Annotated in this window: 12 protein-coding genes; 6 read left to right on the top strand and 6 right to left on the bottom strand. The window is 55.6% G+C overall.

Features of this window, described 5'->3' with window-relative positions:
* The first annotated feature begins 41 nt into the window (after window positions 1-41).
* The 4 genes from plsX (at window position 42) to AVI_RS06375 (ending at window position 3,275) form a co-directional block, all read left to right on the top strand.
* On the top strand, window positions 42-1,109 hold the full coding sequence (plsX, locus tag AVI_RS06360; RefSeq protein WP_041696419.1) for a phosphate acyltransferase PlsX: 1,068 nt from the start codon (window positions 42-44) through the stop codon (window positions 1,107-1,109).
* A gap of 19 nt (window positions 1,110-1,128) precedes the next feature.
* Entirely contained in the window at window positions 1,129-2,100 is a 972-nt protein-coding gene (locus tag AVI_RS06365) for a beta-ketoacyl-ACP synthase III (protein ID WP_015915591.1), read from the top strand.
* Window positions 2,101-2,197: 97 nt separating this feature from the next.
* A complete protein-coding gene (locus AVI_RS06370) occupies window positions 2,198-2,536 on the top strand; it encodes an integration host factor subunit alpha (protein ID WP_015915592.1) in 339 nt (112 codons plus the stop codon).
* 193 nt (window positions 2,537-2,729) lie between these two features.
* Window positions 2,730-3,275: a MerR family transcriptional regulator gene (locus AVI_RS06375; RefSeq protein ID WP_015915593.1), complete on the top strand. Its 546-nt coding sequence runs from the start codon at window positions 2,730-2,732 to the stop codon at window positions 3,273-3,275.
* Window positions 3,276-3,387: 112 nt separating this feature from the next.
* On the opposite strand, the gene AVI_RS06380 is transcribed toward AVI_RS06375, so the two are convergent.
* Window positions 3,388-3,651 carry a DUF982 domain-containing protein gene (locus AVI_RS06380; RefSeq protein WP_041696421.1) on the bottom strand — a complete coding sequence of 88 codons (264 nt, stop codon included), beginning with the start codon at window positions 3,649-3,651 and terminating at the stop codon, window positions 3,388-3,390.
* A 298-nt stretch (window positions 3,652-3,949) separates the two neighbouring features.
* Here AVI_RS06380 and AVI_RS06385 point away from each other — a divergent pair, with 298 nt between their 5' ends.
* A complete protein-coding gene (locus AVI_RS06385) occupies window positions 3,950-4,741 on the top strand; it encodes a PRC-barrel domain-containing protein (protein WP_015915595.1) in 792 nt (263 codons plus the stop codon).
* Window positions 4,742-4,973: 232 nt separating this feature from the next.
* Complete coding sequence (locus tag AVI_RS06390; RefSeq protein WP_041696422.1) at window positions 4,974-6,350, top strand: sensor histidine kinase; 1,377 nt, start codon at window positions 4,974-4,976, stop codon at window positions 6,348-6,350.
* Between the two features lie 153 nt (window positions 6,351-6,503).
* Here the strand turns inward: AVI_RS06390 and AVI_RS06395 are convergent, their stop codons facing one another.
* From AVI_RS06395 to AVI_RS06415, 5 genes are all read right to left on the bottom strand, one after another.
* Window positions 6,504-7,169 carry a site-specific integrase gene (locus AVI_RS06395; RefSeq protein WP_049777151.1) on the bottom strand — a complete coding sequence of 222 codons (666 nt, stop codon included), beginning with the start codon at window positions 7,167-7,169 and terminating at the stop codon, window positions 6,504-6,506.
* 72 nt (window positions 7,170-7,241) lie between these two features.
* Window positions 7,242-8,036: an IS21-like element helper ATPase IstB gene (gene istB, locus AVI_RS06400; RefSeq protein ID WP_015915598.1), complete on the bottom strand. Its 795-nt coding sequence runs from the start codon at window positions 8,034-8,036 to the stop codon at window positions 7,242-7,244.
* On the bottom strand, window positions 8,026-9,543 hold the full coding sequence (gene istA / locus AVI_RS06405) for an IS21 family transposase (RefSeq protein ID WP_015914912.1): 1,518 nt from the start codon (window positions 9,541-9,543) through the stop codon (window positions 8,026-8,028). The genes istB and istA overlap by 11 nt, the downstream gene beginning before the upstream one ends.
* Window positions 9,544-9,598: 55 nt before the next feature.
* The gene (locus AVI_RS28995) at window positions 9,599-11,311 is read right to left on the bottom strand and encodes a S8 family serine peptidase (RefSeq protein ID WP_015915599.1); all 1,713 of its coding nucleotides are present in this window, start codon (window positions 11,309-11,311) and stop codon (window positions 9,599-9,601) included.
* Between the two features lie 12 nt (window positions 11,312-11,323).
* Window positions 11,324-12,250, bottom strand: a complete 927-nt coding sequence (locus AVI_RS06415; protein ID WP_015915600.1) for an AAA family ATPase — start codon at window positions 12,248-12,250, stop codon at window positions 11,324-11,326.
* Window positions 12,251-12,740 lie beyond the last annotated feature (490 nt).

Here is a 12,740-nt window from a genome sequence, read left to right on the forward strand (position 1 = left end):
GAAAATTTCACCTGGGGGTGAAAAAGAAGGGATTAAGACGCGTGGTCAAAATTTCTCTCGACGTCATGGGGGGCGATTTCGGTCCCGAAGTCGTTATTCCGGGCGCCGCCCGGGCGCTGGAGCGCCATCCGGAGATTACATTCATCCTGTTTGGCCAGCGGGAAAAGTGCGAGCCTTTTCTTGCCAAATATCCAAAATTGAAAGCAAAATCCGTCTTCCACGATTGCGAAGTGGCAATCGCCATGGACGAAAAGCCAAGCCAGGCGCTGCGGCGTGGTCGCTATGTCTCCAGCATGTGGCGCTCGATTGAGGCCGTCAAAACAGGCGAGGCGGATGTCGTCGTGTCTGCCGGTAATACCGGCGCACTGATGGCGATGTCCAAGTTCTGCCTGCGCACCATGGCCAATGTGGAGCGCCCGGCGATTGCCGGGATCTGGCCGACCCTGAAGGGGGAAAGCATTGTGCTTGATATCGGCGCCACCATTGGTGCCGATGCGCAACAATTGCTGGATTTCGCCGTCATGGGCGGCGCTATGGCCCGGGCTTTATTCCAGATTGATCGTCCTTCGATTGGCTTGTTGAATGTCGGCGTCGAGGAAATCAAGGGTCAGGAAGAAGTGCGCGAAGCGGGCCGCATGTTGCGTGAGGCAGGTCTGGACACCCTAAACTATGCCGGTTTCGTCGAGGGAGACGATCTCGGCAAGGGCACCGTCGATGTCGTCGTCACGGAAGGCTTCACTGGCAATATCGCCTTGAAGGCTGCCGAGGGCACGGCGCGCCAGATTGCCACCTATCTGAGGGCGGCGATGTCGCGCAGCCTGATGTCGAAGATCGGCTATTTCTTCGCCAAGGGGGCCTTTGATGCGCTCAAGGACAAGATGGACCCGCGCAAGGTGAATGGCGGCGTCTTTCTCGGTCTGAACGGCATTGTCATCAAGAGCCATGGCGGTACGGACGCGGAAGGTTTCGGTTCAGCCATCGAGGTTGGCTATGACATGGCGCGCAATGGTTTGACCCAGAAAATTGAAAATGATTTGAAACTTTATCACACTCGCTTTCCATCGACGTCCAGGGCTGGTTCCTCCAGCGCCGGGCCGGAAGCAGCGTGAAGGACAGGATAAATATAAAATGATTCGTTCAGTTGTTCGCGGTGTTGGCTCGGCTTTGCCCAAGCGGCTATTGAGTAACCGCGAAATGGAAACGCTTGTCGACACGTCGGACGACTGGATCGTTCAACGCACCGGCATCAAGCAGCGCTATATTGCCGGCGAGGGGGAGACCACCGCTTCGCTTGGCGCTGAGGCTGCCTTGAAGGCGCTTGAGGCAGCTGGCCTCGCGCCCGCCGATATCGACATGATCATCTGCGCCACATCGACGCCCGACAACACTTTTCCGTCGGCTGCTGTGAATATCCAGAACCGGCTTGGCATGACCCATGGGTTTGCCTTTGACGTTCAGGCCGTCTGCACCGGGTTCGTCTATGCGATGACGACGGCGGATGCTTATATTCGTGGCGGACTGGCAAAGCGGGTGCTGGTGATCGGTGCCGAGACCTTTTCGCGTATTCTCGACTGGCAGGACCGTACCACCTGTGTGCTGTTCGGCGACGGCGCTGGCGCCCTGGTGCTGGAAGCGGTCGAAGGGCAGGGAACGATTGCCGATCGCGGTGTGCTGACGGCGCATCTGCGCTCGGACGGCTCGCACAAGGACAAGCTTTATGTGGATGGCGGCCCTTCCACGACAGGCACAGTCGGCCATTTGCGCATGGAAGGCCGTGAAGTCTTCAAACATGCCGTCGGCATGATCGCCGATGTGATCGAGCAGTCCTTCGCGGCGTCGGGCCTGACAGCCGAGGATGTTGATTGGCTTGTGCCGCATCAGGCCAATCGCCGCATTATCGACGGTGCGGCGAAAAAACTGGATATTCCCCTGGAAAAAGTTGTGATCACCGTCGATCAGCACGGCAATACATCTGCCGCCTCGATTCCGTTGGCGATTTCGGTTGCGGTCGCCGATGGCCGGATCAAGCAAGGCGACCTGGTGCTGTTGGAAGCCATGGGCGGCGGATTTACCTGGGGCGCGCTGCTGCTACGCTGGTAGTTGCCGCAAAAACAAGTTGTTAACGGCGCTTGACCGATTGCGTTCATATCAATAGTCTCTGAGTATAACGATCAGAACTGATGATGGACGGGGTGCTATGGCTGGCAAAACGGTAACACGCGCGGATTTGGCTGAGTCGGTCTTCCGCAAGGTTGGTCTCTCCCGGACAGAATCCGCCGAGCTTGTCGAAACTGTTATCGATGAGATTTGCAATGCCATCGTGCGTGGCGAAATGGTCAAGCTTTCCTCTTTCGCCACCTTTCAGGTGCGCGCCAAGAATGAGCGGATCGGCCGCAACCCGAAGACCGGCGAAGAAGTGCCGATTTCGCCCCGCAAGGTGATGACGTTCAAAGCCTCCAACGTGTTGAAACAGCGTATCCTGCGCTCGCATCTGGCCCGCAAAGCCAAGCAGAAACCGGCCAATCCGGCTGCTTAACAGCCTTGCGACCAAGGTTGCGCTTCCGGCAAGGTAATGCAGTTGTTTGTGTCGGTATTTATTGTTTGCGAGCGACGTTTTCGAGTGGCCATCTGGATGGATGGCTCACTGCCGAGTCTTCAGAGCACTGGCCGAAAGACAAGATGATACAGCTTCCGTTTCCGATGAGAGACATGCTGTCGTTGAGAGTGACATGATGGAGCCCGTCTTGGATAAGAGCCCTGATGCCTTCCGTACGATCAGCGAAGTGGCGGACGATCTCGATTTACCGCAGCATGTGCTGCGATTCTGGGAGACCAGGTTTCCGCAGATCAAGCCGTTGAAGCGCGGCGGCGGACGGCGCTACTACCGTCCTGACGATATCGAATTGCTGAAGGGCATTCGCCATCTGCTCTATGATCATGGCTATACGATCAAAGGCGTGCAGAAGCTTCTGAAAACCAATGGCAATAAATTCGTCATGGCTGTCGCTTCCGGCGATCTGGCGACCATGGAAGCCCTGGTTGCCGCTGGTCAATCCAGCAATGACGATCCCAAACTTGGCAGCGACGACGATCAGGTCGTCGGTCATGCAAAGTCGCGCACCAGCAGCCGATTCTTTAACTTCGGCGGTGGCGACGACAGCGCTCTCGACATTTCCGCTGGTCGCGGTTCCGTCGGCAAAGAAGATCGGGCGCTGCTTCAGGAAACCCTGTTTGATCTGTTGGAATGTAAGCGGCTATTGGATCAGGTCCGCTAGAGCATCGTACAGAAAATCGGAACCAGAACGATGCTCTAAGTTTTTGTTTGCGCATCGGATTTATCCGAAAACCGGTTCCCACTTTTCGGTCCGATGCGCTAAAACACCACCCTCACGCCGCCTGAGTTTGCTCAGGCGCAATCGCCACATTGGCGCGATGCGCGGCAATGATCAGCGCGCGCCGCGCATAGGTGGCGGAACGCCGTCCTTCCAGGGCGGCTGCGCAGGCCGACAAGGCCTTGCGAAAATATTCGCAGGAAAAATCCGGCCATTGATCGGCGAGCAGCCATGCTGCTTCACGAATTGATCTGACCATGTGGGTGGTTCCCGCAATGACCAAGGCGACCGGCCGCTGAAAGTCTCTGTCTAATGTCATGTCATGTTCTCCGCGGCTCATAACGCCACGGTTAACCATTGGTTCCGCAGAAAAAATCCGATGTGAATAATAAATTTTGGCCGTATATCGTGGGCTGTGGAATCGACGGTAAGACGTGTCTGGCGTGTGTTTCGGCAATAAGAAAAGAATAGCAAAAAGGAATATTTTCTTAAATTTGGAACAAATCAGGATGGCGTGCGTTATGATTGGTGAAGAATAGCGTCATGCGGTGCGCCTCCTTCCGATCAGTGTGCTGGGCAACACGAAGTCATAGCAAAACCCGCCGATCGGACTAGGAATGACGTTTATGAAATCAGCCGCGGCTGGAGCGCTTCTGCTTGCGTTTTGTGGCACGCCAGCGCTCGCCGCCTGCAATATTTCCGATGCAAGGCTTGAAGAAGCCATTCTGGAAAAGCCTGAATTTCGGGATCCTCAAAACCGCTATCTCGTCCATGACCTGCGTAAATTGCGCGATGCGGCCTTTCTTCTTTGGAATTACGGGCTGGAAAAAGATTGCGAGCGGTTGCTGGGCAATATTCGTGAATTGATCGCATCCCCTTTTATGGCGCGGTTGGGTACCAATGACGAAGACGCGACCGACCAGCAATTGGCCGCTGGCGAGCCGCAATGGCATAGGCTGGGCCAGGTCAAGGGAAGCCGTGGCACTGCCAATGAGGCGGCTTTGATCAGCATCAACGATCTCGATCCTGGCTTGCTGGTCAATGAAATTGTCGGGGCCGAAGTTCGGACTGCCGATGACAAAATTGTTGGCGAAGTTCGCAATGTGGTCATCGGCACCAGGGACCGGCAGGACTACGCCATTGTTGCGGCTGGCGGGTTTTTCGTCCCGGGCAAGGATAGTCTCGTTGTTCCGCTTCGCTACCTGCTTGTCGATCGGGAAAGGAAGAGCTTCTTTCTGCGGATTTCAAATGCGCAGGTAAAGGCTGTTCCTTTGATGCCGGACCAGGATTATCAATGGTTGACCGATGAGACATGGCGCAAGACAAACGATGCAATTTTCGAGAGTCTGATTGCAGGTCCCGGGCATGATCAACCCACGAAAACATCGAGAGACAGCGCCACCAAATAAGCGGCCAGCCAAGATTGCCCTGATGGCTTACCATAAGGCACGGGTTGCCATGCATACCGATTCAATCGGCCAACACGAACATTTATTAAAAACGATGTTTGTTATTCCACTTGTCTATAGCTCAAGCCACTGATGCATTGGTATCCTTGGACCGTGGCATAGCTCACCTATTTCACGCGCGGCCTAGCCGCACCTGGAAACAGCCTATCTCATCTTAGAAAAGCGACACCCCTTGACCAATCTTCCGCTCAACGCAATCCTGCCTCAGGACATCATCGATACCTCCCGTGACGCAGTGCTGATTCTGAGCCACGATCTAACTGTGCTTGCCGCCAATCAAGCCTTTTACGCGAACTTCCAGATTGCTTCGGAACAGACACTGGGGCGGCAACTCTACGATCTGAAGGGTGGCCATTGGAATATTCCCGGGCTTCGATTGCTTTTGGAGCAGCTCGTTCCGCAGGACACCGTCGTCAATGCTCATGAAGTTGACGTGGTTTTCCCGGATCTGGGCCATCGAATCATGCTGGTCAATGTGCGTCGGGTTCAAAGCGCGCGTGATTCAGCGAGCCTTTTTTTGATGTCAATTGATGACGTCACCGAAGCGCGTCTTGCCAGCGCGGAGGCTGAGCGGAGCTGGATTCTTGCGCAGAATATTGTCGATACGGTCCGTGATCCACAGCTGGTGCTGGAGCACGACATGAGCGTTGTGTTTGCCAGCCGTTCTTTCCTGAAACTTTTCGGCGTTCAATCCACGGAGGTTGTCGGCCAGCAGTTGAAAACGCTGGGGGACGGCCAGTGGAATGTGGCGGCGCTCAACGATCTTCTGGAACGCGTTCTGCCACGCGACGAGCATGTCGATGGCTTGCTGCTGGAGGACGACTTTCCCGGTCTGGGCCGGCGTGTGTTCAAGATCAATGCCAGGAAAATATTTCGGCCCGGCAATCATGTCACTCGGATGCTCGTCGTGTTCGAGGACGCAACGGAGGCCGTGCTGCTCGACAGGCACAGGGATATATTGGCAGCGGAACTGGCCCATCGTATCAAGAACAGCCTGCAAATCATCTCCTCTTTTGTGTCCCATGAGATTCGCCGCGCCGCAGAGCCTTGTGCCGAAGGATATAAGGCGATGCAGGCGCGGATCAGGGCCGTCGCCGAACTGTATGACGTCATTGCTCAATCCAGCGCGTTTGGTCCAGTCAATATGGAAACCTATCTGAGAGGCATCAACAACACGATCCGCAAGAGCCTTCTAAGCCCGAATTCAAACATCACGATCAGCACGAAGACCGAGCCGTTAAGCATTCTCCCTGATCATGCCGTATCGATCGGCTTGATCGTCAATGAACTTGCCACCAATGCCGTAAAATATGCCTTTCCATCGGGGCAGGGCGAGGTTGTTCTCGGCTTTCAGCGCCGGGAGGGTGAGGTTGCACTGACCGTCAGCGATAACGGGATCGGCCTCAGTGGCAAATCGGAGGGATCAGGACTTGGCACCCAGTTCGTCAAAGCTTTCGTCAAGCAACTCGGCGGTTCCCTGGCCAGCGCGACAAGCTCCAGTGGCACGACGTATACCGTCAGGCTTCCACCGTCGATCTTGGCGGAATGAGCTTTGAGGTGTGTTTTGCCCGTTTTTGATCTGTTCGGGCAAAATTCCGCTTGCGCCCGAAAGAAAGTCAAAAACTCTAAGTGAACCTTGCTCTTAGAGCGGGTCGGGGCGTAGCGCAGCCCGGTAGCGCCCTTGACTGGGGGAAATAGCGCCTCAGTCAATAATCTGCAAATTTTTCAGATCGTTATCATCTGATGTGGCTGTCGCCTTGGGCTTTGCCGTCGCGGAATTGAGGGCGGCTCTGATGTCGTCGTCCATGGCGTGGGCGTACTTTGTGGTCGTCGCAATGTCCTGATGTCCAAGTAGCTTTTGGGCAACGCGGAGGTTTGACGCGCGCAGCACACGGGTCGCCGCTGTGTAGCGCGTGTCGTGGAAACGGAAGTTTTCCACGCCCGCATTTGGCACCGCCCGGCGCATGGCGGTTTTTAAACCGGCCTCGGTCATCGGGTATCGTTTGCCGCGCTCCAGGCACAGATCCTTGCGGGCTTTGAGGGCCTGATAGGTGAACACCTTTGTAGGGTGGTGGTCTTTGAGCGACCACAGCAAATCATAGATCGCGTCGGACATTGGGATGGTGCGGGATTTGTCGCCCTTGCCGGTCACGACAAAGCGGCGGGAAAAGAAATCGACATGCGGCCACTCCAGCCCCAAGATCTCCATGCGGCGGCATCCTGTCATGAACGCAAATTTTACAGCAGCGTCATAGCCGCGTTGCAGCTCCGATAGTATGGCCGATTCTTCTGCTGCCGATGCCTCGCACACGCGCTCTTGCGGTTCCTTCAGCATGTGTTTGCCAAAGTCGATCTCGCCAACGGCCACTGTTGGTTTCCACGCGGAACTGAGCCGGTTTTTCCACCGAGAAGTGAGCCACCTCTGAGTATGGTTTTCTGCTCAGGCTTTAGTCAAGGTGCTGGTCTTTTCTCCTCTCTTCTGTGCTGCTGCGGCCGAACTGGCCTTGAAGCGGAAGCTGTCGTTTCCTGTTTCCAGGATATGGCAACGGTGGGTCAGGCGGTCGAGCAACGCGGTCGTCATTTTGGCGTCGCCGAAGACGGTCGCCCATTCGCTGAAGCTGAGGTTGGTGGTGATGATGACGCTGGTGCGCTCATAAAGCTTGCTCAACAGGTGGAACAGCAGCGCTCCACCTGAGGCGCTGAACGGAAGGTATCCGAGTTCATCGAGGATCAGCAGATCGAGGCGAACCAAGGTCTCGGCGATCTGACCTGCCTTGCCCTTTGCTTTCTCCTGCTCAAGCGCATTGACCAGTTCGATGGTCGAGAAGAAGCGGACCTTTCGGCGGTGATGTTCGATGGCCTGGACACCAAGCGCGGTCGCGACGTGTGTTTTGCCTGTGCCCGGCCCGCCAACGAGGACAATGTTCTGTGCTCCGTCCATGAAGTCGCATCGGTGCAGTTGGCGCACCGTCGCCTCAACGATTTCGCTGGTGGCGAAGTCGAAGCCGGAGAGGTCCTTGTAGGCAGGAAAGCGGGCGACCTTCATATGATAGGCGATGGAGCGGATCTCACGCTCGGCCACCTCGGCTTTCAGTAACTGGGACAGGATCGGCACGGCAGCGTCGAAAGCCGGAGCACCTTGCTCGATCAGGTCCGTGACGGCCTGGGCCATGCCATACATCTTCAGACTACGCAGCATGATGACGACGGCAGCACTGGCAGGATCATGACGCATGGCGACCTCCCACGATGCGGACACGTAAACCGTCATAGCGTTCGACATTGGCCTTGGGTTCACGCAACAAGGTTAGCGCCTGTGGCGTGTCGATATCGGGACCATCGGTGGTCTTGCCGTCAATCAACCGATGCAGCAGGTTCATTACATGCGTCTTGGTCGCCACGCCCGCATCCAGAGCCAACTCCACAGCACGGAGTACGGCCTGTTCGTCGTGATGAAGGACAAGGGCAAGGATATCGGCCATCTCACGATCACCGCCAGGACGACGAAGCATCTGCTCCTGTAGTTGTCGAAAGGCAGACGGTAATTCTAAAAACGGTGCGCCATTGCGTAGGGCTCCGGGCTTGCGTTGGATGACGGCAAGGTAATGCCGCCAGTCGTAGATCGTTCGCGGTAGCTTGTGGCTGCGCTCAATAATCCGCGCGTGTTCACACAGAATGTTTCCCTCGGCCGCAACAACCAGTCGGTCTGGGTATATCCGCAGGCTGACGGGCCGGTTCGCAAATGATGCTGGCACGCTGTAACGATTACGCTCGAAGGTGATCAGGCATGTTGGTGAGACGCGCTTGCTCTGCTCGACGAAGCCGTCAAACATGGCAGGGAGCGCCATCAATGCTGCCCGCTCATCGGCCCAAACATCCGCGATCGTGCCTGACAAGGTGCCATGCAGCGTCTCCCGCCACAGCTCCTGGCAATGTTGCTCCAGCCAGTCATTCAACGCCATCAGATTTGGAAAGTCTGGCATCTGTTGCCACAAGCGTGGTCGGGCATCCTGGACGTTCTTCTCGACCTGACCCTTTTCCCAACCGGCCGCTGGATTGCAGAATTCGGGCGCAAAGACGTAGTGGTTCGTCATCGCCAGGAAACGGATATTGACCTGCCGCTCCTTGCCACGGCCGACCCGATCAACGGCTGTGCGCATATTGTCATAAATCCCTCGCGCAGGCACACCGCCGAAGACCCGGAAGCCGTGCCAGTGAGCATCGAAGAGCATCTCGTGCGTTTGCAGCAGGTAAGCCCTGACCAGAAAGGCCCGACTGTGCGATAGCTTGATATGTGCGACCTGAAGCTTCACACGCTCGCCAGCGATCACGGCATAATCTTCACTCCAATCGAATTGGAATGCTTCACCTGGGCGGAATGATAACGGTACGAATATGCCGCGGCCCGCCGTCTGCTGCTCAGCCTGCCACTCACGGGCGAACGCGGCGACCCGGCCATAAGAGCCGGTAAAGCCGAGAGCCACAAGATCGGCATGAAGCTGCTTCAGCGTTCGGCGCTGCTTGCGCGACCGCCCTGCCTCGGTCTTCAGCCAGCCAGAAAGTTTGTCGGCGAAAGGATCAAGCTTGCTCGGTCGCTCCGGTACCGTAAACGTCGGCTCGATCGTGCCAGCGTTCAAATACTTTGCGATCGTGTTACGTGACAGCCCAGTACGCCGGCTGATCTCGCGGATCGACTGCTTCTCACGCAGCGCCATCCGACGGATGATGTTTAAAAGTCCCATGTGGATCACTCCGTTGCCCCCGTCGCTCACCGCGTTGGGGGAAGGTTCACATGGCTCAATTCTCAATGGAAATTATCCGCCTAACCGGCTCAGTTCTGCGTGGAAACCAACACGCAGCCGCTTTATAGGCTGCAATGGGAGCAGCAAAGGAAGTTCCGTGACGATAAACCATCAGGCTTTGTAAATAATTCGGGTTGAGCGTGAGAATGCCACAGCTGTCGCGATCAGCCGACAAGGTGGATGAAAATCCCTGCCATACGGCAGTGCCACCATATTCGACCAAATCTGGCTTGATGCTCTTGGCAAAGCCGGGACCGCCTCGGCTGAAGGGTGATGGATGATGTGTGGCGGTCAAAGCCACAATGTCTGCATCAAACTCTTCTCCCGGCATGAGGCCATTGGAGTGAGCTAAGGATCCAATGACAAGCGAGTTCATTGAGCTGGCCGGCTCATAGAGTCTGTGCTCTTCTTCAAGCAAATACTCAGGATAAATGCCAACACCTTCCTCCGCGATGCGATGGCTTATGCTCAGGATATTGCCTGCTGAAACGGTAATGACGATGCCAAGCTCGCGTACCAGATTATCGAGTGTCATCGCCCAGTTCGATGGGCGGCTTCCAACGATGTGTTCGATATCGGCGAGTGATATGTTGATCACCCGGCAACTATATTCTGCATTAAGCCGCCGGATTGCTTCCTCAACAAGATCGGCGACTGTGCGTTCTTCGTCAAAACGGCCATTCGCATTGACAACCTTGGCGCTGGCAATACGGAATCGAGGTGCCAAAATGTTCTGGGAAATCTGTCCGGCAATTGATCCGTAGCTCGCAAGAGCTGCTACAGATGTGCCATGGCGTATTTCGTCATCACTCCCGAGCCGATTAGGTACACCGAATGCGCCAGCGATGACGCCGTCGAGCATTGGATGAGCCGCTGTAATTCCGGAATCGATAATCCCAATACAAACAGCATTCGGTGATGGCGGGCTTATTGGTGGAAGTTCGGTCGTCGTCAGATTCGCTCCCGGGTCGGGGGCAAAGTCAGGCACTGGAGGCAGGTCGATCCAGGCAACTTCAGTCATTGCCAGCAGTTCTTTCAACCCGGCTCCCGGAACTCGCACCCGCGCGATAAAGAGCCCTGCACCGCGATAACGGCTGAGGAGCTCGCCGCCGAACTCATCGGCCTTTCGGGCGACACGATCAACATAAAGGTCACGTAGCAAATCTTCGTTGACGTCCCAGAGCTCGACATCGATCAGAAAGACATCGCCTTCCGGAATCATCTCTACCGTTGCAAAACCATGCCTAGCCAAGGCACTGCCAATTTTGTCGTTAGCAGACAGCTCGGCAAAGCTGTCTATGGCTCCGAAGAGGCCAGCATGTCTAGCTCCGACCTGGGTTACGGGAATGGGCCCTGCATATTGCTGTGATCTTTCCCGCAGAACAGTTAGGTTTGGATCTTTTGATAGGGCCACGGTAACGTCATCCGAGCGCTGTTCGAGGATTTGCAGCCCGACACCGGTCAGGGCATCTTCGCTGATATATCCATCCGTATTGATTTTCAGAATGACCGTGGGATCGGCAACATGTTCATCGACGCGTTGAGCATCGCGCTCTGCGTTCCGCTCAACGATCCGTGCGAGCTGAAGACGCAGTTCGCCACCATGCAAGACATGATTTCTTGGTGGCGCGTTACCGAAGCCAGGTTTCTTGCGTCGTTCGAGTTGGCCTTCAAGGCGGCGAAGTGTCAGGTGAGGTCGGCGTGCCACGAAAATCCCCTGTCAAATAGAGGAGCTCACCTTACTCTGAATATCTTTGCGACGTCGATCTGAATTTATCGCGTAATCGAAGTCTAGTCGAGATATCTTCTTGCGACTCTGCATGATGGCGTGTCGCATTGCGGTATAACAGATGCGTTCAACGTCAGCGTGACTTCTTCCGACAAATTGCTTTGCATCGACAGCAATATCGAATTCAAGGCCAAAATTTCGTGTCTTGAACTTGATCAGCCGACGGATGTCTGACGCGTTCGGACGCCCGAATAGAACGACTTCATCAAATCGTCGTATAATCGCAGGGTCAACCGTAGACTCAAGGTTGGTTGCCGCAACGATAAAACCACGACCTTTAAATCGTTCTATCATCAGCAAGAGATTATTCACGACCCTGCGCATTTCATTATGCTCGGTTGGATCGGATCTGGTCCTGGCCAAGGCGTCAAATTCGTCGATGAACAGAATGGAAGTCTGACGTTCAGCGGCATCAAACAGGCGGCGTAGATTCGATGCTGTCTCCCCAAGCATGGAGCCAATCAATGCATCGAGCTTGGCTACCATGAATGGGAGCCCGAGCTCCTTGGCGAGCACCTCGGCGGTGAGCGATTTACCGCAGCCGGGCGGGCCGCAAAACAGTAGCCGCGACCGCAGCGGCAGGCCATGGCTTCGAATGGCCTCGCTGTGACGATATTCATCTGCAATATCGTACAGCGTCCGCGAAACCTCGGTCGAGAGCACCAGTTCCCTAACGTCGCGTTGCGGCTCAACGAATTCCATGAACTCAGCGGCACGTCCAGAAAGATTTCCTGTCGGAGAAAACGCCTGTCTAGGGAGAGTATCGCCGCCGGCGATACGAGATTTGGAGCCCAAAAGCGGCTTTAAGGTAGAAGCCTTTTCCGACCCCGCAGATGGTTTTGATCCTGATCGCGACATGATTGCCCCTTATGCCAATATCCTACAATGGGCAAGTCGGTTTCTCAACTCCCTTAACCACATCGGCTTTACAATCATCCCATCATAACGGGAAATAATGGCATTCGTGGACATTTCGTGTGAATAAGCCAATGTTAATACCACTGCCACGCTGGGCCATGTTGTCGTCCGACAGTCCCGCTCGACAACTAGGTGCTAAGCCCCGGCAATGATGGTAGCCTTACCTTCGCCGCGCTCTTGCCTAGATGCCGTCACAGCGGCCCCGCTTTACGACCGGTATGCGACCGCTATGCCGCCGATGACTCCTAGAACCTGCCATTCCGCTTCCGGCCCCATAACAGCCGGAGGGTAACGCGCCTTCCAGTCACTCATGCGCGTTGCGTTAAGCGTTTCACACTAACGGATATCTCAAGCGGGTATCCAAGCGCCAAACGACAACTCCAATCTAGGCGCTCGAATCGTTCGCTCTGCGGCGTCTTATTCGGGGAGG

The organism is Allorhizobium ampelinum S4, from assembly GCF_000016285.1.
GTDB classification, from domain to species: domain Bacteria; phylum Pseudomonadota; class Alphaproteobacteria; order Rhizobiales; family Rhizobiaceae; genus Allorhizobium; species Allorhizobium ampelinum.